This window comes from Halorubrum tibetense, assembly GCF_055396225.1.
The window spans coordinates 966,628-989,640 of sequence record NZ_AP043742.1; the positions used below are offsets into that span (position 1 = coordinate 966,628).

Consider the following 23,013-nt stretch of genomic DNA (forward strand, 5'->3'; position numbering starts at 1 on the left):
CACGGGTCCCTACTCATGGTACTGGTACACCCCCTCGGATTCGCGGGTCAATACATGGCCGTCAAATTCGTCGCACAACCACGCCAGCCCTAACTCGGCGTAGCGTTCCGACTTGCCGAGCTGTTCGGCAACGGCGTCCGGTGTGAGCGTGTCGCCGTCGGTGTATGCCGCTTGCACGTCCGCAAGAAGCGACGGGTAGCCAACGCCCGAACTATCGGGTGCTGGAGCCGGATCTTCCGTGTCTTCACCCTTGGGGTCGGGTGTGTCTGAACCGCTCTTGTCGGCCGTTTTTTCGGTCGGCGCGCTTCCATCGTCGTAATCGTCAATCGAGCGGGGTTCGGTGTCATCGTCGTCGTCGTCACTGCCGTCCGACGCCGAGATTACATCGATTGGATCGGTTTCGCCCTCAACGGTTCCAAAGTTCTTGTACCCACGGCGGGGCGTTGCGTGCCGATCGGTTCGGACGCTACTAACATACCCAAGGTCGGCACCCGAATCCCGTGCGGCGTTCGTGAACTTGTTTTGCCCGACCGGATCCTCACCGTTCTCGCGGCACCAACGACGGTACACGTCCCACGCCTCACCCGTTGTGATATTCGGCGGGTCCGGATCGTGCTCGGCAACGTTGGACAAGAAGTAATCGAGACTGTCACCCCACGTTTGCCACTTGCGTCGTGTGTCGTCGGGCGACCCCGGCACGTTCGTGAACTCGCCGCGTTCCATAAGGCGCGTCCATCCTTCAATCGCCCAGTTGAGAACAGCGGACAAGTTCTCGGGTTCCTGCAGGCGGTCGCCAAGCATGGGGTCGCGCCGGTCCGAACCCTCGGGGAAGTAGTTATCAAACTGAACGATAATCCAACGCCGCCAAAAGGCGGTGTCGTCGTCGCTCACGGGCACGTCCGGCACTTCATTCGCCGCAAACAGCATCCCGCCGGTGTACGTGAACTTGAACGGATCCTTATACAACCGCTTTGCCGTCACGGCGTCGCCGCCGGTGAGCTTCTTAAACTCACCAAGGCTCCGGCCAGTAATCGAGCCACTGGATAGGTCGGCCGCTATGTTGGCTAACCCACCGTGCAACTCGGCTTTGCTCGGCTTGTCCCCAAAGTCGTATGGACTAATGTTCGTCGTGTTGTCGTCGCCGAGGAGCGCGCCGATCGTCTCAAGGAACGTGCTCTTACCGTTGGCTCCGCCACCGACAAGGAGAAGCGCACGCTCGAACGTGGCATCCCGGTGTAAGCAGTAGCCGATGTATTCCTGAACAGCGTCAATCATTTCATTCTCAACTACCTCACCAACGAACGGTTTCCACTCCCCGTCCGCATCGGGATTGTAGTCAACCGGGAGCCGCGTCTGTGCGTAATCGTCCGGCCGCAACTCCCGGAGCGCGTTCGGATCGTCCCGAGCCGCTTTTTCCAAATTCAGCAACCCGTTTTTGACGGCGAGCGTTCCGGGGTCAAGGCCGAACGTATCCGTTGAAACCTCAACGGTGGGATCGGCCGCGGCTTGATTCTTTAACTCCTCAAGCACGTTGCCGCCGTAGTTCACCGCGTCGAGCGTCTTCCGTGCGGCTTGTGCTAAGACCCGCTCGCCGTCCGCGTTCCATGTGCCACGTTCCGAATCGTAGGCCCATAGCGCGCCGTTCTCGCGGCTCACGCGGACGTAACACTCCTCGGACGCTTTGATCAACTCCCAAGTGTACGCCGCTTTCTGCCGGTCGTTGAGGTCGGAGATCTCCCCGTCTTCACCAAGGCCGGCGTACGCCTGCAGGTCGTCCGGACGCAACGTTACCGATCGCGGCGCGTCCCGCTTCGATGGGTCCGGACGCGTTGACGACGGCGGCGACCAACCGGCTTCTTTCGCGTTGTGTACGAGCGTCGCAACGCTCACACCCGCGCCGGCGGACGCGTCGGACCAAATCGATTCAATCTGGTTCTCGGCGGCGGCGTCGTACTTGGATCCGCGTTGCGACCACGACTCAAAGAGCGACCGCCCGCGGCTTCCACTATCGTAGTCGTGAACCGCATAGGCAAGGCGGACCCATTCCGAATGTCCAACGTCCGGATCAATATGGCTTAGAGCTTCCTCAACGTCGGACTCATCAAGCCATTCGTCCCCGTCGTACTCATCGGGCGCGCCGGCGGCGTCGTTCAGTCGCGGCGGCTCACCGCGTAGTTCCTCATAGGCGTCAAACAACCACGGGGTAGGGTCGATCGCGGCGATCGCACTCCCCGATTCCGGCACGGAATTACCAGTGAAGGTGCAGAACTTGTTAGTCAACACGTCAACGCCTTCATGATCGCCGATTTGGCTATCCGACCACCAATCAGGCACCTTACTCCCGTCAATCGGGATGTGGATCCCCGTGCCGCTCGGCGACCGCTCGATGTAGGTCGCCGCTTTGCTGAACCGATCCAAGCTCGGCACCCACTCTTTCAGGTCGCCACTATCGGTAACGCCGCCGTCAATGTCAATCACACCGAACGCACCTGCAGGGTAGTCGTCGTTATCCGCGGCCGTCACGTAGCCGATCCCCCACGTCTCGCGTGAGCGGGCGGCTTGAACGGCTTCCTCAAAGGAGCGCCATGCGTCCGGTTCAGACCAACTAATCTGAAAGTCACCCTTCCAGTGCGGGCGACGGGGAGTGTCTGCACCCGCGTCCCACAAGAGCCATTGATCGCGTTCTTTCAGCTCATCGGGGACGTTTTCGTACGGGTCCGTGTCCGTACGGTTGGGACTTTCCGCCCGGCTCATTCCCCACCCCCACCGGGATCGGTCACAACCAAGCCGGACTCCGTAACGTCGTACTCTACAGCGTCAATGGCTTCGGGATCAACGCCGAGCGTGTGAAGGTCGGCCGCGGTGAGAAAAATCCCACACCCGGCGTTGCTCACTTTCGCTTCCCGGCTCATAGTTGACCCTCACGGACGCGCTCGCCACAGACGGCGCACTTGTAGGCAACCACCTCATCCGGCGTTTCCGCAAGTGTGTCACGCTCACAACCGGGGCAAGCGTAATTAGCCCGGAGCGCGTACTTGCTCATGACGACCACCCGTCGTTAAGCCCACTTCCGCCGTGCCCGCGCCCCCACGCGGGTGCCTTCTTTCTACTCATCGTTAGGCGTCACCCTCGTAGTGACCAGCATCCGCAGCAAGCCGTCGGATCAAATCGTCGTAACTCTCACCCGGCTCTTTGAGCGGGTATAGAATCTCATCCCGAGTTTCAGTTGAACACGGGAGTCGTGTATCCACCTTGGGCATGTTCACATTCGTATAGAACGTAACACATAAAGGGCGTAAGTACCTTAATGAGAATACGTTAAGATGACTTCCGAGCGATCAAAGGGGCGGTTCCTAGCCGATTTGCAACGGTCGTACCTCCACGGCAACCATGAGCCCAGCACGCGAAACTCAAAATATGCTACAGAATCACAAATTCGGGCACGAATCAAGGGAGCGCTATTTGAATTGAAGGTGTTCAATGAGGCCGCCGAGGACGGAATGTTAGAAACACTATTTGAAGATTACACTCGGCTCCCTGAATCCGCACCCGATGAGTCAGCATACCAAATGAAGATGCCGAAGGAAACGAGTGAAATTGAAGCTATTATCGGAATGGCATACCGCGGCTACAAACTGAATGGAATGGACTCCGATGAGTTTGTCAAGTCTATTTTAGAGAATGCGATCCGGAAGGCGGAAGCTGATCACCACGGCGTCCGCATTCAAGATGTTTCTGCCGAGTTGGAACTAACGGAAGATATTGAGGTACACACCGATCCATTAGAGAAGTGGCAAAAAGACATGCCACTATCCAGATCTGAATATCAGGAACTACATGATCGACTTTCAGACAAGTTGGATCGGGAAATTCAGGTGAACGAAATGGATGATCTAATTGAACAGCATCTTGTAGACGACTAACTACACGTTCAGTTTGAAGATCCGTTCCCGGTACTCCTCCTCAATGTCTTCGTAGTACGTGTGGAGGTAGTGGCGAATCGCACCCTGATCGCTTAGTTGCGTCCCGCCAACCGTGTCCCCACGCATATACTTCACTAACTCTTGGTTCAGATCCTCTTTCACGCGCCAGTAAGTCGTGAAGTAGTGCCGGCCGAAGTGTGAGGTAATCGCCCGGTGGTCTTCGGTTTCGGCATACTCGGGGTGGAAATTCGGTTTCCACACGTCCCTGTTGATCGCGGTCTTACGCATTTGTACCCGACCGTTTTTCGAGAGGAATAGCCACGGCTCACCGTTATCAGGCCGAATGAGTAGGTAACGGACCAACACCGCCCGGAGTTCGTCGTCAAGCGGGAGTAGGCGCGGCCGGCGCGACTTGTTGCCCTTGCGGTTGTGAGGGATATACAGGGCGTTCTTGCGTCCTTGTAGACCGCTCGCGGTCCCCATGTCGTCATAGTGGTCCAGCACGTCGCTGTTCTGGATGTGTAACTCGGAGAGTTTGATGTTACACACTTCGGTCGCTCGAAGGCCGAGCTTGAGCTGTAAGACCACGATCGCCCGGTCGCGGATGTGGGTAATGTCGGACACTACATCCTGTAGTTCGTCAAGCGTCAGCCGTGGCGGCTCTTTCGGACCGCCACCGTTCAGGTTGACCGTATCCTTTGCTAATTCGATCGGGTTGTAATCCGTTGGGTGGGGAAAGGCGGCATCGTCCTGCCAATACTGATACGGCGCGTTCAGGTACATGAGGCGGTTCTTGACCGTCCCCGGCGCGTTGCCACGGTCGTCACGCAAGTAGTCTATGAAGCCCTTAACGTGGTCCTCATTCGGGCACGCGGGATGCCGATCCACGGTGCTCATGTGCTTTTTCCACTCCCGAAACGTCCGGTGGTACTCCCCGACCGCGGAATCCGATATGTCCTTGGTCGACAGTCGTTCCTCAACGTACACCTCGAATGGGTCGATCCCAGTTTCCTCGAAGGTGCTCGCGTACTGTGCAAGCGGGTCTAACTCACGGCCGAACGCGTCGGCCAATTGTCGGCGGGCGTCGTTGTCACTCATTTGCTTTCTCCAGTTTCCGGTTCCATATCTCACGCGCGCTATTCTCCGCGTCGACCACGGCCATGTGGAACGGGTTGTAGGTGTGTTGGTGCTCCGTGTGCCATAGCAACCAGTCGTAGAAGCCTTCAATCACGTTCCAGTGCTGATAGGCCCGATCGATACTGAACCGTCGCACCAACTCCGCGGACCACGCTTCCACGTCGTCAGGGCGGGCAAGGGCATGGTGTCGGCCGCGATCGTCCATGTGCTCTTTCCACCGCCGGGCGAATAGATCCCATTCCTCACTCATTCGATCCGATAGCTCAACGGTCGCCCGATAGTCCGCCCATGTGTCGCGCCCCTCATAGGCCGGAGCAAGGTTGTAGAGCCGTCGCCCGTCCGGCACGTCCGACAGTTCCTTGAACACACCAAGGCGGTCATACGGCGGTTCTGCGCGGCTCATGTCCCACCTCCCGTCGGGTAGTATTCGCCACCCTTCTTTTCGAGGTCCACACCTTCGAGCGCGTCAAGGTGGGGGTTCAACCGCTCGGGCACCGTGTCCGCGAGCCGTTGGCCGATCTCCGCGCGGGTCGCTCCGGGGTTTTGTTCCACGAACCGGCGGATCGTCTCACGCTCGCCACGGTGTAACTGGTTTTCGAGCTTGTCGATCCGGTCGCGGGCGTGTTCCAGTTCGGCTTTCAGGTCGTTGCGTTGCTCGCGTAGTTCACGGACCGTTTCGTCCGGTTCAACACTCGCGTCAAACTTCTTGCGACCGGCTTCGACCATCGCCTGTATCCATTCGGACACAGACATATCCATGTCCGCGGCGTCGGCTTTCCAATCCTCGTATTGGTCCGTCGCCGGGTAGGTCATGGCCGGTTGTGTGTCGTCGCCTGTCATGGTATGTAAGAGGGTTGCGTCCCCTCTTACTAATACTTATTCGCTTTATACCGGTCACGGCATCGTGGGGACGACACACGCCGCGGACATCGAGACTCTCGTCAACCGCGTCATCGAGCGCGGCGTGCCGCCGTACCTGCTCCGGGAGGTCGACCTCGTCGTGTTCCCGCGACAGGTCGGCGGCGATCGGTACGTCACGCAAGCCGTCGAGCCGCTCTCGCCCGACGAGTACGAGTCGCTCGACCCTGCAGCCCGTCGAAGCCGAACCGGGGACCCCAGACACGGCGGAGCGGGCGTCGTGGAGAAGGGCGGGACCGCCGTCCACTACAACACCGTCGCGTGGCGGACCGCCGACGGGACGTTCCGAATGGACGGGGTTCCGGACGCGGGAAGTACCGAACCCACCGTCGACGCCGGTGAGGGCCGCCGGATCCACGCGCTGGCTCGACTCGCGGAGCGAACGGACCGCGACGTCGAGGCGGTCGAAGCCGAGTTCGCCGCCAAGCGCCGATACGTCGAGTACCTCGTCCGTGACGGGATCGACGACTTCGACGAGCTGTTCGAGTTCCTCGCGGACCTCCGGGCGGACGAGGCCGCCACCGTGGAGCGGGCCGCGCGGATACGACGCGAGGGCGGCGGCCAGTGAGCCGCGAGGAGCAGGCGGGACACCCGGGGCAACGCCGTCGAGCCGGGCGACGTGACGAGAGCGACACCGTCGTACGGCGAGATGGGGGCAACACCGCTACGCGGGATACCGGACACGACACCGGCCTCCCGAGCGTCGACCGGGGCGTGTACGCGCTGTTCGCGCGCCACGCCGACGACCGACGGCACGCGGTCGACCGACGCAGATACCGCGGCTGTGATCCGACGACCGGGTTCGAGACGTACGTTTCCCGGGTGTACGCCCTCTCGTGGGTCGTGTGTCTGATCGTTCTCGGTGTCACGTACCTCGTCGCTCGGCCCGTCGTCGGGACGGCCGCGGCAACGGTGGACGGAGCGGTCGCCACCGCGCTAGACGGGGGCCTCGCGGTCAGCATCGGCGACCTGCCGGAGCCGGCCCTCGCGGTCGGCGTCGCGGTCGCGGTCGGGCTGCTCGCCAAGCGCGGGACGATCGGTGCCGGGGGAGCGTACCTCCGGTGGCTCGTCTCCGCCCGGCGGACGCGGATCGAGCGGACCCTCCCGGGGGCGGTCCGGTACCTCCACGCGCTCTCGTCGGGGAGCGACGACGCCCGGACGATGCTCGCGAAGGTGGCGGGGAACGACGCCTACGGCGGGACCGCCGTCTCGTTCCGAAAGGCGCTCAACGCCGCCCGGCTCACCGGTAGCCTCGACACGGGACTGGCGCGGGTCGCGCGCGACACGCCCTCGCGTGACCTGCTCGCGCCGTTCCTGTTGAAGTTCAGACAGCACGTCTCACAGGGCGACGATGCGCTCGCCGAGTTCCTCGGAACCGAGAGCCGGCTCCTGGCCCACCGGAAGGAGCACGCGCAAACCCGCGCACGACGGTATCTCAAGCCGCTCGCGGAGCTGTTCGTGCTCGTGTTGGTGTTGCCGGCGTTGCTCGTCGTCGCGGTGACGGTGACCAGCGTGTTCGCACCCGATCTCTCGCGACTGATCGACACGCCGGTCGGGGCGGTATCGCCGCGAGCGGTCGCGGTGTACACCTCCATCGGCTTCCTCCTCGCGATCGGGCTGGTCGGGATCGCGGCGGTCGGCGCGCTTCGCCCGATCGACTCGCGACGACGACACCGCCGGCCGGACACCGCTCGGGGCGTCCTCGCGTCCGCGTCGACGAACCCCGCGAGCGCGGCGGTCGTCGCGTTCGTACCGGCGGTTGGGGTCGCCGTCTGGCTCGCGTACGCCGGTTACACTCTGGTGAACCTCTCGCTTCTGGCGTACGTCGTCTTCGCAGTTCCAGTCGGACTCGTCGCGGCCCGGCGGGACCGCATCGACGACGAGAAGGACCGCCACGTGGCGGCGTTCGTCTACGCCGTCTCCGAGCGTGCGTCGGTCGGACGACCGTTCCCGGAGGCGGTTGCCGCCGTGGCGCGCGAGGTCGATCTCGGACCCCTGGAACGCGACGTCGCGGACCTCGCGTTCAATCTCTCGGTGACGACGACGGGCGGGAGCGATGTCACCGACGGAAGCGGGGTCACCGGCGAGAGCGAGGGCGGCGACGTACAGCCCGCCGGCCACGCCGCCGGGGGCCGCGCGGGCAGTACCGACGCTGCCGGTCGACCGGTAACGGACCGCCAACGGGTGACTGACGGCCGAGGCGAGGTGCGCGGGGCCGCGCTCGACCGCTTCGTCGAGCGGGTCGGAACGCCGCTAGCGGACCGAACGGTCGGGCTCGTGAGCGGGGCGCTCCACGCCGGGAGCACCGTGGACGACGTCTTCGGGACGCTCCGTGTCGAGGTCGACCGGCTGACCCACGAGAAGCGAGCGCTTCGAGCGGCGATGCGGCGGTACGTCTCCGTCGGGTGGGTCGCCGCGCTCGTGGTCGCGGGGACCGTCGCCGCGATCAACGCGCAGGTGATGGAGGCGGATCGGCTGGTCGCACTCGGGGCTGCGCTCGACCTCCCGTTCGACCCCGATCTGGTCCACCCCGAAGTCGAGCGGTTCCGCCTGTACGCCGTCGCCCAGGCGACGATGCTCGCTTCCGGCTGGTTCGCCGGGGCCGCCGCTCGGGGGCGAGACGGGGCGCTGCTCCACTCGGGGATCCTCGTCGGGCTCTGTTACGTCGCGTTCTGGTCGACCGGACTCGTGTGACGGGGTTCGAGAACGGGCCGCCCCGATCGACCCGATCGATTAAAGTCGGGTTGTACTAATCCATGGCTAGTGGTTATATCGGATCTCCCGGACGACCGGTACGCGCAGTACGGGCGGCGAACGGAGCGTGACTCGTGAGTCGCGTCTCGCTCGTGGTCGTCGCGGGGACGACGGAGACGGCCGCGATCGACGGGATCAGTGCCGCGGGAGCCGACCCGACGCTCCGAAGACACACGCCGAGTGCCGATCTCGAGATCGTCACCGACGGGCGTCCGGCGGCCGATTCCCCGCTTCCCATCAGTCCGTCGGGCAGTCCGACCCCCGCCGTGATCACGCGGGCGGTTCGGGAGCTCGTCGACTTCGACGTCGTCGGCGTCGACGCGGGGCTCGCGGTGCCAACCGCGACGCCGACCCGAGACGCGTGTGCGGAGCCCGGCGGCGACGTCCGGAACCCGAAGCCGGTCCCGGACGCGGCGGCGATACTCGATCGAGGGCGCGAGCTGGCGGGCGAGATCGCGAGCGGGGAGGTCGCCGCGACCGACCACGAGAGGGGGTCGGGTCCGCCCGACGAGCTCCTGATCGCCGAGACGATCCCGGGCGGTACGACGACCGCGCTGGGAACGCTGACCGCGCTCGGCGAACGACCGAGCGTCTCCTCCTCGCTGGCGGCGAACCCGGTCGAACGGAAGCAGCGTGTCGTCGACGAGGGACTCGCCGCCAGCGGCCTCGCGCCCGGCGACGCGGCGGGCGACCCGGCGTCGGCAGTTCGTCGGATGGGCGATCCGGTGTTAGCGGCGGCGACAGGGCTTCTCGTCGGTGCCGCCGCGGCGGACGTCGACGTGGCGCTAGCGGGCGGAACCCAGCTGGCCGCGGTCGCCGCGCTGGCTCGTCACGCCGGTGTCGACCGGCGGCTGCCGCTGGCGACGACGTCGTTCGTCGCCGACGACCCGACCGCGGACGTGGCGGGGCTCGCCGCGGACCTCGACCTCGCGCTCCTCGCGACCGATCCGGGGTTCGACGGGAGCGACCATCCGGCGATGCGGGCGTACGCCCGGGGCGAGGTGAAGGAGGGCGTCGGGATGGGTGGCGCGCTGGCGCTCGCCGACCGGGCGGGCGTCCCTGCCGCGACGGTGCGCGAGCGCGTCGCGTCGCTCACGGACCGGCTGGTCGCCGAGCACGGGTCGGGGGCGGGCGCTCAAGACATCGAGGTCGAGGGTGATCGGCTGTGAGAGGGGTCGTCATCGGCGGGACGGCCTCCGGCGTCGGGAAGACGGTCGCGACCCTCGCGACGATCCGGGCGTTGTCGAACGCGGGCCACGCGGTCCAGCCGGCGAAGGCCGGGCCCGACTTCATCGATCCGAGCCACCACGCCGCCGTCGCGGGTCGGCCCTCCCGAACGCTCGACCCGTGGTTACAGGGTACGGAGGGCCTCCGCCGCAACTACGCACGCGGCGAGGGGGACGTGTGCGTCGTCGAGGGGGCCATGGGGCTGTACGACGGCGAGGTGTCCAGTACGGCGATGGTCGCCGAGACGCTCGACCTGCCGGTCGTGCTCGTCGCCGACGCGAACGCGGGGATGGAGAGCGTGGCGGCGACCGCGCTCGGATTCGAGCGGTTCGCCACATACGCCGGACGCGACGTCGACGTCGCGGGTGTCATCGCCCAGCGAGCGCACGGGGGACGACACGAGGCGGGGATCCGCGGGGCGCTGCCTGACGGCCTGACGTACTTCGGCCGGATCGCCCCCGACGACGGGCTGGAGATCCCCGAGCGACACCTCGGACTCCATCTGAGCGAGGAGGCACCGATAGCGGACGGGGCGCTCGACGTGGCCGCCGCCGAACTGAGCGTCGATCGTCTCCTCGGTGTCGCTCGCGAGCCGAACCTCGCTACGTCGCCGTCGGACGGGGGTGTCGTCGAGGGGGGCCGAGAAGGCTCCACGCCCGACCCCGATCGCCCGCGCGTCGCGGTCGCCCGCGACGAAGCGTTCCGGTTCGTCTACCCGGCGACGATCGAGCGGCTGCGTGAGCGGGCGACCGTGGTGACCTTCGCGCCGACCGCAGGCGACCCGCTCCCCGACTGTGACGGGGTGTACCTCCCGGGCGGCTACCCCGAGCTCCACGCGGACGCGCTCGCCGCGAGCCCGGCGCTCGACGGGATCGCCGCCGCGGCCGCCGAAGGGAGGCCGGTCCTCGGCGAGTGCGGCGGGTTCATGGCGCTCGCGTCGACGCTGACGACCGCCGAGGGCGACACGCACGGGATGGCCGGCGTGCTCCCCGCCGACGTGCGGATGCACGACCGGTATCGGGCGCTCGATCACGTCGAACTGCGGGCGAAACGGGACGGGCCGACCGCCAGATCCGGAGAGACGCGCCGTGGCCACGAGTTCCACTACTCGGCCGCCGACGTCGACGACGACGCCCGGTTCGCCTTCGACGTGGAGCGCGGCACGGGCATCGACGGCGACCACGACGGACTGATCGAACACCGAACGCTCGGGACGTACTGTCACGTCCATCCGGAGAGCGGAGCGTTCGACGCGTTCCTCGACGGGCTGTGACCGTGATCCTCGCTGCGTCCTCATTCGTGTCCGTCGCTGGCCCGCTCCTCGCGGCGCTCGGCGTCGCCGTCGCGATCGATCTCGCCGTCGGCGAACCGCCGACGCGGTTCCACCCGGTCGCGTGGTTCGGCTCGATCGTCGGGCGCGTCGACCGCGAGTGGTCGCGGCCGCGGTCGGTCGGCGTCGTCGTCGCGGTCGGCCTCCCGCTCGCCGCCGCCGTCGTCAGCGGCGGCGTGGTGGCAGCCGTCGCTGGCGGTGTCGGCTGGGCTCCCGGGATCCTCGCCGCCGGCGTGATCCTCGCCGCGACGATGAGCCTTCGGATGCTGCTCGACGTCACCGCGGAGGTGGTCGCGCTCACGGCATCGGACCCCGAGGCGGCCCGCGGATCGATCCGCGCGCTCGTCGGCCGAGAGACAGCCGACCTCCCGCCGCCGGCCCTCCGAAGCGCGGCCGTGGAGAGCGCCGCCGAGAACCTCGCCGACGGGTTCGTCGCGCCGCTCGTCGGAGTCGTCCTCGGGGCGATTATCGGGCTCGGTGTGGGGATCGGGCTCGGGAGCGGCCTCGTACTCGGTGCGGGGACCCCCATCGCGACCGGGGGTCGCACGCTCGTCTTCTCCCTCGCCGTGGCCGGCGCGGTCTGGGTGAAAGCCGTCAACACGCTCGACTCCATGCTCGGCTATCGATCGAAGCCAGTCGGCTGGGCCAGCGCACGCCTCGACGACGCGGTCATGTACGTCCCGGCACGCGTAACGGCCGGCTGTCTCGCGGTCGCCGCGGCACCCGTCGGTTCCGTTGACACGCTCCGCCGGGCGAGCCGATGGGCGCGGGTGCCACGCTCGCCGAACTCCGGGTGGCCGATGGCGACCGCCGCGGTCGCGCTCGACGTTCGGTTAGAGAAACCCGGCCACTACGTGCTCAACCCGGCCGCGGAGCTCCCCACGGAAGCGGACGCCGAGCGAGCCGTCCGGCTCGTTCGGATCGCCGGGGGCGTCGCGGTCGCGGCCACGGCGGCGACGCTGGTCGCGGCAGCGACCCTGCTCGCAGCCGCCGCGACGATCGGCTGGCTCGCCACGCTGATCGGCGACCCCGTCGTTTCGTTCGTGGGGTGCCTACCGGAGGTGGTCACGCGATGATGGCCGCGCTCCGGGGCGCACTCGGCTTCTTCACCCGGATCCCGGTCGGGCGGAGCGACGCGGCGTGGGAGGCGTTCGTTCGCGCCCCCTGGACGTTCCCGGTCGTCGGCTACCTCGTCGGCGCGGTCGCCGTCACGCCCATACTTCTCGCCGGGGTTCGCCCGCTTCCAGCGGCGACCGTCGCGCTAGCGGCCGTGCTCGTGATCTACGCCGTGACGGGGATCACCCACCTCGACGGGGTCGCGGATCTGGGCGACGCCGCGGTCGTCCACGGCGACGCGGCCGACCGTCGGGCGGTTATGCACGATTCCGCCCTCGGCGTCGGCGGCACCCTCGCGCTCGTGCTCGTCGTGATCGGCGTACTGACGGGACTGCTCGGCGTCGTGGAGGTCGGGTCGTCCGGCGCACCCGCCGGCGGGGGGCTCGTCGCCGCGGCCGGGCTCGTCGTCGCGGCCGAGGTGTCCGCGCGGGCGGCGGCGGGCCTCCTCGTCTGCCTCGGCGACGCCGCACACACGGGACTCGGGTCGTCGGTGATCGACCCATCGGGGCCGCGAGCCGCGCTGCCGGTGTTCGCGCTGGCCGTTCCCGCCGTCGCGCTCGGCTGGCCACGGCTCATCCCCGTCGTCGCCGCGCTTGTCGCCGCGCTGGGGACGGCTGCCGCCCTCCGGTGGTGGGCGAACCGGCGACTCGGCGGCATCTCCGGCGACGTTCTGGGTGCGACGATCGAGCTGGCTCGGGTCGCCGCGCTGCACACGGGGGTGATCGCGTGGACGCTCTCGTGATGTGTGGCGGCCGGGGGACGCGCCTCGGCGGCGACACGGAGAAGCCGCTCGTCGCCGTTCGCGGTCGGCCGATGATCGACCGGGTTCACGACGCGCTCGTCGAGAGCCGCGTTGGGACGGCGTACACCGTCGTCTCACCGCACGCACCCGAAACAGGGGCGCACCTCGCGGGGCGGGGCGGAGGGGGCGATCGGGACGACGTGAACGGACGGTGTGATGAGAGCAGCGCTGGCGACGGCTCCGACGTGCGGGTCGTCGATGCGCCGGGCGAGGGGTACGTCGCCGATCTGCGGTACGCGCTCGACGCCCTCCCGCTCGACGGGTCGCGCGTCCTGACCGTCGCAGCCGACCTCCCGCTGCTCGACGGCGAGGCGGTCGACGCCGTCCGTGAGGCGGCACGGACCGCCGAGGCCGACTCGGTCGCGGTCTACGTGCCCGCGGCGCGCAAACGCGAGCTGGGCGTCAGCGCCGACACGGCCACCGTGATCGACGGGCGAGAGCTCGTGCCCGCCGGGATCAACGTCGTCGCCACTGAAACTGACGAGAGCGGGGAGAGAACGGTCCACGTCACGGACGACCGCCGGGTGGCCGTCAACGTCAACTACCCATCGGACGTGCGGATCGCCGAGGCGTTGCTCGCGGCGACGCCCGACGAACCGACCGAGGAGGACCATCGATGAACGTCGACACCGCCGCCGACCTCGACCGCGCGCCGCACGGAAGCAGCGACGACCCCGAGCTGCTCGACTTCTCCGCGAACACGAACCCGGTCGTGCCGGAGGGGCTCGAAGCGGTGTATCGGGAGGCGTTCGCCGCGTCGCGGACGTATCCGCGGGAGCCGCCCGCGGCGTTCCGCGAGGCGGCCGCCGACTACGTTGGCTGTGAGCCCGAGGCGGTGACACCGACACCCGGGGGGCTCGCCGCGATCCGCGCGACGATCGCCCTCGCCGTCGACCCCGACGACACCGTACTCGTTCCCGCCCCCAGCTTCGGCGAGTACGCGCGAGAGGTTCGCCTCCAGGGCGGGGAGCCGGCGTTCGTTCCCGCCGACCGGGTGCTCGATGCCGATCCCGCGGGCCACGCACTGGCGATCGTCTGTCAGCCGAACAACCCGACGGGGACCGCGTACGGGGAGTCGGCGCTGCGCCGGTTCGCGAAGCGGTGTCGGGCGGCCGGGACCCCGCTGCTCGTCGACGAGGCGTTTCTCGGGTTCACCGACCGTCGATCGCTCGCCGGCACCGACGGGGTAGTCGTCGCCCGCTCGCTCACGAAGCTGTTCGGAACGCCCGGGCTTCGGGCCGGCTTCGCGGTCGCGACGGGGCGGTTCGGATCGGCGCTGGAGCGCACCCGGCGACCGTGGAACGTGAGCGCGCCGGCGCTCGCCACCGGAACGTACTGCCTGGACCAGTCGGCGTTCATCGCCGAGACCCGCGAGCGGGTCCGAACCGAGCGGGACCGTATGCGGGAGGCGCTCGCCGAGCGGTACGCCGTCCACCCGTCCGACGCCCCGTTCCTTCTCGTAGATGTCGGGGACGACGAGCGGACCGTCGAAAGGGTCGTCGCCGACGCCCGCGACCGCGGTGTCGCGATCCGTGACGCGACGACGTTCCGCGGGCTCGACACACACGTCCGGGTCGCGGTGCGGCTGCCCGCGGAGAACGACCGACTGCTCGCGGCGATGGGGGTCGGTGACGAATGAGCGGAGCCAGGGCCGCCGGCTTCGAGGCGACCGTTCGCGACGGGGTGTTCCGACTGCGACGCCCGGAGACCCGCTGGCTCTCGACGGGATGGCGCGGCGGGCAGTCGCGGGGAGACGTGGCGTACAACGTCTCCGTTCCCGAGGGGTTCGACCGGACCGACCTCGACGCGTATCGCGACGAGCGTCTCTCCCGGGCCGAGTTCGCTGCGAGCGGATCCGACGGGCCGGACTCGTCCAAGTCGACCGCCCCGCCGACGCTGTTCACCGGCGTCTCGATGGAACACGCCCGGGGAGCGCGCCACGGGCCGGTCGTCGTTTACGCCACCGCCGGGCTCTCGAACCCGGCGATGCTCCCGATGGATCCGGGAACGACCGCCGGCGGCGACGGCGACCCCAACCCGGATCGGACCGGAACGGTCAACCTGATCGTCGGGACGACCCGACGACTGGCAGACGGCGCGGCGGCGAACCTGGTCGCGGTCGCGGCGGAGGCGAAGGCGACGACGCTGCTGGCGACCGCCGGCGTACCGGGCACCACGAGCGACGCGGTCGTCATCGGCGACGACCCGGCCGGCGAGCCGGCGACGTTCTCGGGGAGCGCGACGACCGTCGGGGGGTCGGCCCGGATCTGCGTCCGGGACGCGATACGGGCGAGCCTGCGGTCGCGGTACCCGGACGGCGACTTCCCCGGACCGGCCGCCGAGGCCGAACACGGCGTCGTCGCCGACGAGACCGCGGAGGTATTCGAACCATGACGAACGAGACACACGACACCGACGGCACTGGCACGGAGACGGACGGGAGCACCGACGATCCGCACCCGTCGACGCCCGGGGGCGGCACCGCTCCCGAACCGGAGCCCATCGACCCCGCCGCGCCCGACGAGTTCGGGCTCGTTCAGGCGTGGTGGGGGGACGGCAAGGGGAAGACGACGGCGGCGATGGGAATGGGGTTCCGCGCGGCCGGCCACGGCTACCGCGTCCACATGCTTCAGTTCATGAAGGGCGGGGCGGACAGCGTCGACGCGGTGCGCGGCGAGTACAACGCGATCGCCGCGATGCCGGGGTTCACCTACGAGAACGCCGGCCACTACGGCTGGCACGGGCTGCTCGACGGCTCCGCGGACGACGAGCACGCGGCGAAGGCGACGGCCGCCTTCGAGCGCGCCGAGACCCTCGTCGACGGGGCGGCCGAGGCAGATCTGACCGAGCCGATCCCGCTCGACGCCGACCCCGACGACGGAGTCCACCTGCTGATCCTCGACGAGCTGTTGTACGCCGCCGATCGCGGCCTCGTCGACCCCGATCGGGTCGTCGAACTGGCACGCTCGAAACCGGACCGTCTCGAGCTCGTCCTCACCGGCAGCCACGCCGAGCCGACGTATCTGGAGGCGGTCGCCGACCTGATCACGAACGTCCGGAAGGTGAGACACCCGTTCGACGCGGGTCACCGGGCTCGGCGAGGGACGGAGTACTGAGCGATGACGGCGACTCCCCACCGGCCGGCCACGCGATGACCGACACGATCCTGATCGCGGGCACCGCGAGCCACGTCGGCAAGAGCACGCTGGCTGCCGGACTCTGTCGGCTCCTCGCGCGTCGCGGCGTCGACGTCGCGCCGTTCAAGGCCCAGAACATGAGCAACAACGCTCGGGTGGCGCTCACGCCCGACGGCGACTGGGGGGAGATCGGCGTCTCCCAGTACGTCCAGGCCCGCGCGGCGGAAACCCCGTCGACGACCGATATGAACCCCGTGCTGCTCAAACCCCGTGGCGACGGGGAGAGCCAGCTGGTGATCGACGGCGAGGCGGTCGGCCATTTCGCCGCCGGCGACTACTACGAGTCGCACTGGGAGCGGGCCCTGACCGCCGCCCGCGACGCTCATCGTCGGCTGGCGGCCGACCACGACGTCGTCGTCGCGGAGGGTGCGGGCAGCATCGCCGAGATCAACCTCCACGACCGCGACCTCGCGAACATCGAGTGCGCCCGGTTCGCCGACGCGCGGATCGTGATCGCCGCCGACATCGAGCGCGGCGGGGCGTTCGCGAGCCTCTATGGTACGCTCGAACTGCTCCCCGAGGACGTTCGCGACCGAGTCGTCGGCGCGGTGATCACGAAGTTCCGCGGCGACCGCTCGCTGCTGGAGCCGGGAATCGAGGAGATCGAGTCCCGAACCGGCGTCCCGATGCTCGGCGTCGTCCCGTACGACGACCCCGGACTTCCCGCGGAGGACAGCCTCTCGTTGCCCGGACGGGCGGGGAGCGTGGACGGCTCGACCACGGGGGCCGAGCGGGCCGTCCTCGGCGATGACGACGGCGTCTCCGACGCCGAGTCCGTGCGGATCGCGGTCCCGCGGCTGCCGCGCATTTCGAACTTCACCGACCTCGAACCGCTCGTTCGTGAACCCGGGGTGCGGGTGGCGTACGTTCCGGTCGAACCGTCCACCGACACCGACACCGACCCGTCCAACGCCGACACCGACCCGTCCAACGCCGACACCGACCCGTCCAACGCCGACACCGGCTCACCCCTCGCCGACACCGGCTCACCCCTCGCCGACGCCGACGCGGTCGTGATCCCGGGGTCGAAAAACACCGTCGACGACCTCCTCGCGCTCCGAGCGGCCGGGCTCGACGACGCGATCCGGGCGTTCGACGGGCCGATCGTCGGGCTCTGTGGCGGCTACCAGCTCCTCGGCGAGCGGATCACCGGTGCCGACGTTGAGGGGACCGGAGAGCAATCGACGATCGACGGACTGGGGCTGCTTCCGGTCGAGACGCGGTTCACGACCGACAAGCGTGTCGAGCGGGTGACGCGGTCGGTCGAGGGCGGCGGGCCGATCACGGGGGCGACCGGAGCCGCCACCGGGTACGAGATCCACATGGGGCGGTCCTCCCCGACGGCGACTGTCGAGCGACCGATCGGTCCCGAAAGCGTCGCGACGGACCGGATCCTCGGAACGTATCTCCACGGGCTGTTCGAGAACCGCGGCGTTCGCGAGGCGTTCGTGGAGACGGTGTTCGACGCGGCCGCCACGTCACGCCCGTCGACCGGCTCAGCGGTGACTCGCTCGGAAGAAGCCGATCCGGAGAGAACCGGCTCGACGGCCGACACGCCGTACGACCGAGCGGCGGACCTCGTCGAAGACGCGCTCAAACTGGGTCCGCTCGGGGTTCCCGACCTGTCCGCCTCCTCGCCGTAGACGGGAGATGTCGGTCGAACTCGGTCGGCGGTCGAACTCGGTCGGCGGTCGAACTCGGTTGGCGGTCGAACTCGACAGACGGAAGCGATCCCCGATCGGGCGTCAACACTCCGTGAGCGTCTCCTCGAGCAGCTTTCGCTGCGCGACGGCGAGATGCTCGGCGAACGTCGACGGCGCGATGTCGAGCGCGTCGGCGACCGCGCTCGCGTTGGCGTCTCGCGGGCGCTCGAAGTAGCCCATTCGGTAGGCGGTTCGGAGGACCTCCCGCTGTCGTTCCGTGAGTCGACCGCGATCGACTACCTGACGGTCAGTGACCGCATCCGGCCCGCCGGACCCCTGAAGCAGGTACTGAACGGCGACACGGTCCGAGACCTCGCCCAGCGCCGAGACCACGTCACGAAGCCGATCGAGGTCCGGGAGATGGACGGTCACGTACAACACCCCGTTCTCGGCACGGGTGTCGGCGACGGGGACGTCCAAGGACTCGACGATCCGGCAGGCACACTCCCGGTCGTCCGATCGGGCATAGCGATACACACGCTCGGCACCGAGGTCGATAACCGACTCGGGCTCGGGGTCCATCTCCGCCCGCTCGACGAAGTCGTCGTCGCGGACGCGGAACTCCTCGGTGTGGCGGCCGTCGACGCGGGACCAGCTGATCCCGGTGATCGGATCGTCCGAGGTGTCCGACGCGGTAGCGAGCGGGCAGCCGTTCAGTCCGTGTAGGGCGAGCTCGGCACGGACGCCGGTCGGCGTCACGTCGTCGGACTCGTCTGCCGGTGGATCATCTACTGGGCGGGGTCGCGTTCCCATCGATCGGAGGGTGGGTCGGTGAACATAAAACCGTGACCCCGAACGAGTACCAAAATCACTCCGTCGAGAACACCCGCAATACTGAGGGCCGGTCCGTATCGGTTCGCCGCCCCGAACGATGACCGTGTACCGAAGCATCCACGCGGCCGGGGCGTTGGCACTGGCCGGTGCCGGAACGGGCATGGGGATCGCGGCGATCAGCGGAGTGACGGAAGTGGGCGGCGGCGACCTGGCGGGCTGGGCCGCGCTGTTCGCCGTTGTCGTGGTGCCTCTCGGCTACGTCGCCGCTCGCGAGACGCGGTGGGCGCTCCGCACCGACGGGTTCGACGTGACCCGGACCGATCTCGGCAACGCGGTGGCCGTGGCTGCCGGCGCGCCGGTCACCTACGTCCTCTCCATCGAGGTCGGGCTCGGGCCGGTAGTCGCGTCCGCGCTCGTCGGACTCTTCGCGTACGTGCTCTCCGAGAAGTACGCCGCACCCGCGTACTGTGGCTCGTTCGTCGGGATGGCGACGCCCGCTGCCGGTGCCGATATCGTGGCAGTGAGCGCCGCGGGTGTCGTCTCCGCCGGGGTCTTCGTCGCCGCGAAACGCGGTTTCAACGGCTTCGGGGGAAAGCTCGGGACGACCGCCTTCGTCGGCTGTCTCGCCGTAGCGGCGCTCGGCGGGTTCGGTCCCGGAAGCGGGACGGTACCGGCCGGCGACGTCGCCGCCGTACTCGTCGTCGTGGCGGCGCTCGCCGCCGCGGCCACGTTCGTCGTGAGCGTCGGACTGGACCACGGACCGGTCGTCGGCTCCGCGATCGTCGGCCTCCTCGCCGGGCTCGTCTGTCCGCCGCTTCTCGCCGCCGGGGACACGGTCGCCGCAGTCGCGTTCTGCGCGTCGTTCGCGGGCATGGCGACGCCGGAACGGATCCCCGGAACCGGTGCAATGATCGTGGCCGGGGCGGTTTCGGGGCTCGTGTTCGTTGGGGCCGCACCGTACTTCGTCGGCTTCGGCGGGAAGCTCGGAACCATCGCGTTCACGGCGTGCCTGTTCACCGCCGGGATCCGCTCGCTGGGGAAGACCCTCGTGCCGTCGCCGCTCGCCGGCGTCTCCGGGTAACCGCAACGATTTAAAACACCGCAGTACTCGGGCCGCAACCGGAGGGGGGTCGCCCGCGTATGACACGGTGATGACCGACCCGAACGAGCCGTCGGAACGAACCGTGGAAGCGGAGCGGACGGTGTGTCCGTTCTGTGGCGTCGGCTGTACGATCGAGTATGCCGGGAACGAAACGACGACCGGCGTCGAGGGACCGGTGAACACCCGCGGTGAGATCTGTCCGAAAGGCGCGGCGGCGTTCGACGTCGTCACGCACGACGACCGCCTCACCGAACCGCTCGTCCGACACAACGGCCGGTTCGTCACTGCTCCCTGGGAAGAGGCGTTGAACCGTGTCGCGGAGCGTCTCGGCCGGATCCGCGACGATCACGGGGCGGACGCGATCCAGTTCTTCGCCTCCTCGAACTGCACCAACGAGGAGAACTACGTCTTCCAGAAGATCGCTCGCGTCCTCGGCACCAACAACGTGGACAACTGTGCGCGGCTCTGTCACTCCTCGACGGTAGCCGCGATGGGGGAGCGACTCGGGGCGGGCGCGATGACGAACACCCTCGATGACCTCTCGGAGACGGACTGTCTGTTCGTCAACGGGGCGAACCCCGCCGAACAGCACCCCGTCGCGTTCCGGTCGTACCTGCTGCCGGCGATCCGCGACGGCGCGTCGTTGATCCACGTCGACCCGCGCGCGAACGACACCACCGAGGCGGCCGACGTTCACCTGCCGCTCGAACCCGGGACGGACATCGAGGTGGCGAACGCCATCGCGAACGTCCTCCTCGAAGAGGAGCTCGTCGACGACGCGTTCCTCGCGGAGCGGGTCACGGGTGTCGACGCGTTCCGAGAGCATCTCGCGTCGGTCGACGTCGAGGCGAACGCCCGTGCGGCCGGGGTCGACCCGGAAGCGATCCGCGAGGCCGCACGGCTGTTCGGAGAAGCGGACCGCGGCGCGGTGATCACGGGGATGGGAACGAGCCAACACCGGTGTGGGACCGACAACGTCCACGCGCTGCTTAACCTAGCCCTCTTGACGGGGAACATCGGACGGCGTGGGACCGGCGTCAACCCGCTCCGCGGACAGAACAACGTCCAAGGCGCGAGCGACGTCGGCGCGCTTCCGGGAGTCCTTCCGGGGTACGAGCCGGTGACCGACCCGGACGCCCGGGCGCGTGTCGCTGACGAGTGGGGAGTCGAGCCGCCGGCAGAACCCGGGCTCACGGAAGTGACCGCGACCCACCGGTTCGGCGAGGACGTCCACGGGGCGGTCGTCTTCGGCGAGAACCCGGCGGTGACGGAGCCGAACGCGACCGCGGTCGCGTCGGCGTTCGACGAGCTCGATTTCTGTGTCGTCATCGACCTCTTCGAGACGGAGACGGCCGCACACGCCGACGTGGTGTTACCGGCGAGCTCGTGGGCAGAGAAGGCTGGAACCGTCACGAACACCGACCGACGGGTGATGCGGATGCGACCGAACGCGACCCTTCCGGGGAACGCGCGTCGCGACTTGGACATCCTGACCGCGATCGGTCGGCGACTCACCGACGTCCCCGAGGAGTTCGAGTACGACGGTCCGGAGGCCGTGTTCGAGGAGCTGACGCGAGTGGCACCGATCTACGCCGGGATGAGCTACGACGGGATCGGCGACGGGTATCAACGCTGGCCGTTCCCGGTCGACGCCGAGGCGGGGACCGACGTGTTACACACGGAGACGTTCGCCACGGGGGAGCGAACCGCGCCGCTTTCGGCGGTCGACCCGACCCCGCCGGCGGACACCCTCGATACGGGCGAGCTGACGCTCACCACCGGTCGAGTACTACAGCACTTCAACAGCGGAGCGCTTACCCGCCGGTCCGACCGCCTGATGGCGATGCGGGGGGAGGACGTCCTGCAGATCCACCCGGACGACGCCGATGACCGGGGGATCGAGGACGGCGACACGGTGTCGGTCGCGAACGAGCGGGGTGAGGTGACGGTCACGGCCGACGTGACGACCGCCGTCCGCCGGGGCGTCGTGTTCTGTACGTTCCACTACGCGGAGCCACTCGTCAACACGCTCGCCGGCGACGCGCTCGACCCGGTCGCCGAGATCCCCGAGTACAAACACTCGGCGGTGCGAGTCGAGCCGGTCGCACCCCCGGTCGAAGCCGACTAGACGTATCGAAGCCGACCGAGCCAGTCGACCGCGATAGCGATGCGGCCGCGTCACCCCCGCAAACTATATTGCTGAATATCCACAATACTATCGCATGAGTGACGCGGCAGAAAGCGAGCGGGAGCGGATCCGAGAGCGGAAACGCGAGGAGCTACGCGAACGACTCGCCGACGACGGCGCTGTGTCCGGAAAGACGGGCAACAGCGGGTCGGGTTCGACGGACGACGGATCGACCCCCGACGAGCCGGTCGAGATCAGGGGCACCGAGGAGTTCCAGCGAGTCGTATCCGAGCACGAGGTCGTGCTCGTCGACTGTTACGCCGACTGGTGTGGCCCGTGTCAGATGATGGAGCCGACGGTAGAGACCGTCGCGAGCGAGACCGACGCCGCGGTCGCGAAAGTCGACGTCGACGCACACCCCGGGCTCGCACAGCAGCTAGGCGCACGGGGCGTCCCGACGTTCCTCGTGTACGCGAACGGGGAGGCGGTCGACCGGTTCGTCGGCGCACAGGACCGCGGGACGCTGGAGTCGGCGATGCGGCCACACCTCGGGAAGCGGCGGAGTCGGGATCACGAGGCGTGATCGCGCCGGGAGCCGCCGGGTGGGACAGGGTGCCGGGAACGGAGCCTCGGACCGGGAGTCGTTATCGCAGAGCCGAAGTGAAGTACGGTTCGTCGTCGAGGCGGTTGGAGACGTCCACGAGCCGTCCCGATCCGCACTCCGAACACCGGACATCCGTGTCGACGTCGTAGCCGACCGGACGGGCGTAGACGGTCGAACAGCGCTCACAGGAGAGATACTGGAGGCCAGTCATCGCTCGCCGTACGGCGCGCGAACGGGTTAACCATCGGATCACGCGGGCCGGCGCGTCCAAGGGAGCGTCGCGTCGACGGAACGGGTG

General features: G+C 68.1%; 22 protein-coding genes. 15 read left to right on the forward strand and 7 right to left on the reverse strand.

Going from position 1 to position 23,013, the window contains the following annotated elements; genetic code table 11:
- Window positions 1–9: 9 nt before the first annotated feature.
- Window positions 10–2,754, reverse strand: a complete 2,745-nt coding sequence (locus tag ACZ5TV_RS04920) for a phage/plasmid primase, P4 family (protein ID WP_379780907.1) — start codon at window positions 2,752–2,754, stop codon at window positions 10–12.
- Window positions 2,751–2,912: a hypothetical protein gene (locus ACZ5TV_RS04925; RefSeq protein WP_379780905.1), complete on the reverse strand. Its 162-nt coding sequence runs from the start codon at window positions 2,910–2,912 to the stop codon at window positions 2,751–2,753. Before ACZ5TV_RS04925 ends, ACZ5TV_RS04920 begins: the two co-directional genes overlap by 4 nt.
- Before the next feature lie 411 nt (window positions 2,913–3,323).
- Between ACZ5TV_RS04925 and ACZ5TV_RS04930 the strand changes: the two genes are divergently transcribed.
- Window positions 3,324–3,923: a hypothetical protein gene (locus ACZ5TV_RS04930; protein ID WP_379780903.1), complete on the forward strand. Its 600-nt coding sequence runs from the start codon at window positions 3,324–3,326 to the stop codon at window positions 3,921–3,923.
- Here the strand turns inward: ACZ5TV_RS04930 and ACZ5TV_RS04935 are convergent, their stop codons facing one another.
- From ACZ5TV_RS04935 to ACZ5TV_RS04945, 3 genes are read right to left on the reverse strand one after another with little or no spacing between them, the layout of a single operon-like run.
- Entirely contained in the window at window positions 3,924–5,021 is a 1,098-nt protein-coding gene (locus ACZ5TV_RS04935; RefSeq protein WP_379780901.1) for a tyrosine-type recombinase/integrase, read from the reverse strand.
- Window positions 5,014–5,463: a hypothetical protein gene (locus ACZ5TV_RS04940; protein WP_209485689.1), complete on the reverse strand. Its 450-nt coding sequence runs from the start codon at window positions 5,461–5,463 to the stop codon at window positions 5,014–5,016. Before ACZ5TV_RS04940 ends, ACZ5TV_RS04935 begins: the two co-directional genes overlap by 8 nt.
- Complete coding sequence (locus tag ACZ5TV_RS04945; RefSeq protein WP_209485687.1) at window positions 5,460–5,900, reverse strand: hypothetical protein; 441 nt, start codon at window positions 5,898–5,900, stop codon at window positions 5,460–5,462. Before ACZ5TV_RS04945 ends, ACZ5TV_RS04940 begins: the two co-directional genes overlap by 4 nt.
- Before the next feature lie 64 nt (window positions 5,901–5,964).
- On the opposite strand from ACZ5TV_RS04945, the gene ACZ5TV_RS04950 reads away from it, so the two are divergent.
- The 11 genes from ACZ5TV_RS04950 (at window position 5,965) to ACZ5TV_RS05000 (ending at window position 18,047) form a co-directional block, all read left to right on the forward strand.
- A complete protein-coding gene (locus tag ACZ5TV_RS04950; protein WP_464384176.1) occupies window positions 5,965–6,546 on the forward strand; it encodes a hypothetical protein in 582 nt (193 codons plus the stop codon).
- Window positions 6,543–8,672, forward strand: coding sequence for a type II secretion system F family protein (locus ACZ5TV_RS04955; RefSeq protein WP_464384177.1), 2,130 nt, complete (start codon window positions 6,543–6,545; stop codon window positions 8,670–8,672). The genes ACZ5TV_RS04950 and ACZ5TV_RS04955 overlap by 4 nt, the downstream gene beginning before the upstream one ends.
- Before the next feature lie 134 nt (window positions 8,673–8,806).
- The gene (locus ACZ5TV_RS04960) at window positions 8,807–9,901 is read left to right on the forward strand and encodes a nicotinate-nucleotide--dimethylbenzimidazole phosphoribosyltransferase (RefSeq protein ID WP_464384178.1); all 1,095 of its coding nucleotides are present in this window, start codon (window positions 8,807–8,809) and stop codon (window positions 9,899–9,901) included.
- Window positions 9,898–11,232 carry a cobyrinic acid a,c-diamide synthase gene (locus ACZ5TV_RS04965; protein ID WP_464384179.1) on the forward strand — a complete coding sequence of 445 codons (1,335 nt, stop codon included), beginning with the start codon at window positions 9,898–9,900 and terminating at the stop codon, window positions 11,230–11,232. The genes ACZ5TV_RS04960 and ACZ5TV_RS04965 overlap by 4 nt, the downstream gene beginning before the upstream one ends.
- A 5-nt stretch (window positions 11,233–11,237) precedes the next feature.
- Window positions 11,238–12,365, forward strand: coding sequence for a CobD/CbiB family cobalamin biosynthesis protein (locus ACZ5TV_RS04970; protein ID WP_464384334.1), 1,128 nt, complete (start codon window positions 11,238–11,240; stop codon window positions 12,363–12,365).
- Complete coding sequence (gene cobS / locus ACZ5TV_RS04975) at window positions 12,362–13,147, forward strand: adenosylcobinamide-GDP ribazoletransferase (RefSeq protein ID WP_464384180.1); 786 nt, start codon at window positions 12,362–12,364, stop codon at window positions 13,145–13,147. Before ACZ5TV_RS04970 ends, cobS begins: the two co-directional genes overlap by 4 nt.
- Complete coding sequence (locus ACZ5TV_RS04980; RefSeq protein WP_464384181.1) at window positions 13,132–13,827, forward strand: NTP transferase domain-containing protein; 696 nt, start codon at window positions 13,132–13,134, stop codon at window positions 13,825–13,827. Before cobS ends, ACZ5TV_RS04980 begins: the two co-directional genes overlap by 16 nt.
- Window positions 13,824–14,846 carry a pyridoxal phosphate-dependent aminotransferase gene (locus ACZ5TV_RS04985; protein WP_464384182.1) on the forward strand — a complete coding sequence of 341 codons (1,023 nt, stop codon included), beginning with the start codon at window positions 13,824–13,826 and terminating at the stop codon, window positions 14,844–14,846. The genes ACZ5TV_RS04980 and ACZ5TV_RS04985 overlap by 4 nt, the downstream gene beginning before the upstream one ends.
- Window positions 14,843–15,601 (forward strand): adenosylcobinamide amidohydrolase, encoded by a 759-nt coding sequence (locus ACZ5TV_RS04990; protein ID WP_464384183.1) that lies wholly within the window; start codon window positions 14,843–14,845, stop codon window positions 15,599–15,601. The genes ACZ5TV_RS04985 and ACZ5TV_RS04990 overlap by 4 nt, the downstream gene beginning before the upstream one ends.
- A complete protein-coding gene (locus ACZ5TV_RS04995; RefSeq protein WP_379782531.1) occupies window positions 15,598–16,323 on the forward strand; it encodes a cob(I)yrinic acid a,c-diamide adenosyltransferase in 726 nt (241 codons plus the stop codon). The genes ACZ5TV_RS04990 and ACZ5TV_RS04995 overlap by 4 nt, the downstream gene beginning before the upstream one ends.
- Before the next feature lie 35 nt (window positions 16,324–16,358).
- On the forward strand, window positions 16,359–18,047 hold the full coding sequence (locus ACZ5TV_RS05000) for a cobyric acid synthase (protein ID WP_464384184.1): 1,689 nt from the start codon (window positions 16,359–16,361) through the stop codon (window positions 18,045–18,047).
- A 102-nt stretch (window positions 18,048–18,149) separates the two neighbouring features.
- Here the strand turns inward: ACZ5TV_RS05000 and ACZ5TV_RS05005 are convergent, their stop codons facing one another.
- A complete protein-coding gene (locus tag ACZ5TV_RS05005; protein ID WP_379782527.1) occupies window positions 18,150–18,860 on the reverse strand; it encodes a helix-turn-helix domain-containing protein in 711 nt (236 codons plus the stop codon).
- A gap of 118 nt (window positions 18,861–18,978) precedes the next feature.
- On the opposite strand from ACZ5TV_RS05005, the gene ACZ5TV_RS05010 reads away from it, so the two are divergent.
- The 3 genes from ACZ5TV_RS05010 (at window position 18,979) to ACZ5TV_RS05020 (ending at window position 22,694) form a co-directional block, all read left to right on the forward strand.
- A complete protein-coding gene (locus tag ACZ5TV_RS05010) occupies window positions 18,979–19,962 on the forward strand; it encodes a hypothetical protein (protein ID WP_464384185.1) in 984 nt (327 codons plus the stop codon).
- 70 nt (window positions 19,963–20,032) lie between these two features.
- Window positions 20,033–22,111 carry a formate dehydrogenase subunit alpha gene (gene fdhF / locus ACZ5TV_RS05015; RefSeq protein WP_379782409.1) on the forward strand — a complete coding sequence of 693 codons (2,079 nt, stop codon included), beginning with the start codon at window positions 20,033–20,035 and terminating at the stop codon, window positions 22,109–22,111.
- A 94-nt stretch (window positions 22,112–22,205) separates the two neighbouring features.
- Window positions 22,206–22,694: a thioredoxin family protein gene (locus ACZ5TV_RS05020; protein ID WP_379782411.1), complete on the forward strand. Its 489-nt coding sequence runs from the start codon at window positions 22,206–22,208 to the stop codon at window positions 22,692–22,694.
- Between the two features lie 61 nt (window positions 22,695–22,755).
- Here the strand turns inward: ACZ5TV_RS05020 and ACZ5TV_RS05025 are convergent, their stop codons facing one another.
- Window positions 22,756–22,926: a hypothetical protein gene (locus ACZ5TV_RS05025; protein ID WP_379782413.1), complete on the reverse strand. Its 171-nt coding sequence runs from the start codon at window positions 22,924–22,926 to the stop codon at window positions 22,756–22,758.
- Window positions 22,927–23,013 lie beyond the last annotated feature (87 nt).

Bases quoted from the DNA above. Each gene is read 5' to 3' on its own strand.
- ACZ5TV_RS04930 (WP_379780903.1), top strand. From the start codon at position 3,324: ATGACTTCCGAGCGATCAAAGGGGCGGTTCCTAGCCGATTTGCAACGG.
- cobS (WP_464384180.1), top strand. From the start codon at position 12,362: ATGATGGCCGCGCTCCGGGGCGCACTCGGCTTCTTCACCCGGATCCCG.
- ACZ5TV_RS04995 (WP_379782531.1), top strand. From the start codon at position 15,598: ATGACGAACGAGACACACGACACCGACGGCACTGGCACGGAGACGGAC.
- ACZ5TV_RS04920 (WP_379780907.1), bottom strand. From the start codon at position 2,754: ATGAGCCGGGCGGAAAGTCCCAACCGTACGGACACGGACCCGTACGAA.
- ACZ5TV_RS04985 (WP_464384182.1), top strand. From the start codon at position 13,824: ATGAACGTCGACACCGCCGCCGACCTCGACCGCGCGCCGCACGGAAGC.
- ACZ5TV_RS04935 (WP_379780901.1), bottom strand. From the start codon at position 5,021: ATGAGTGACAACGACGCCCGCCGACAATTGGCCGACGCGTTCGGCCGT.
- ACZ5TV_RS05000 (WP_464384184.1), top strand. From the start codon at position 16,359: ATGACCGACACGATCCTGATCGCGGGCACCGCGAGCCACGTCGGCAAG.
- ACZ5TV_RS05020 (WP_379782411.1), top strand. From the start codon at position 22,206: ATGAGTGACGCGGCAGAAAGCGAGCGGGAGCGGATCCGAGAGCGGAAA.
- ACZ5TV_RS05025 (WP_379782413.1), bottom strand. From the start codon at position 22,926: ATGACTGGCCTCCAGTATCTCTCCTGTGAGCGCTGTTCGACCGTCTAC.
- ACZ5TV_RS05005 (WP_379782527.1), bottom strand. From the start codon at position 18,860: ATGGGAACGCGACCCCGCCCAGTAGATGATCCACCGGCAGACGAGTCC.
- ACZ5TV_RS04925 (WP_379780905.1), bottom strand. From the start codon at position 2,912: ATGAGCCGGGAAGCGAAAGTGAGCAACGCCGGGTGTGGGATTTTTCTC.
- ACZ5TV_RS04990 (WP_464384183.1), top strand. From the start codon at position 14,843: ATGAGCGGAGCCAGGGCCGCCGGCTTCGAGGCGACCGTTCGCGACGGG.
- ACZ5TV_RS05010 (WP_464384185.1), top strand. From the start codon at position 18,979: ATGACCGTGTACCGAAGCATCCACGCGGCCGGGGCGTTGGCACTGGCC.
- fdhF (WP_379782409.1), top strand. From the start codon at position 20,033: ATGACCGACCCGAACGAGCCGTCGGAACGAACCGTGGAAGCGGAGCGG.
- ACZ5TV_RS04940 (WP_209485689.1), bottom strand. From the start codon at position 5,463: ATGAGCCGCGCAGAACCGCCGTATGACCGCCTTGGTGTGTTCAAGGAA.
- ACZ5TV_RS04945 (WP_209485687.1), bottom strand. From the start codon at position 5,900: ATGACAGGCGACGACACACAACCGGCCATGACCTACCCGGCGACGGAC.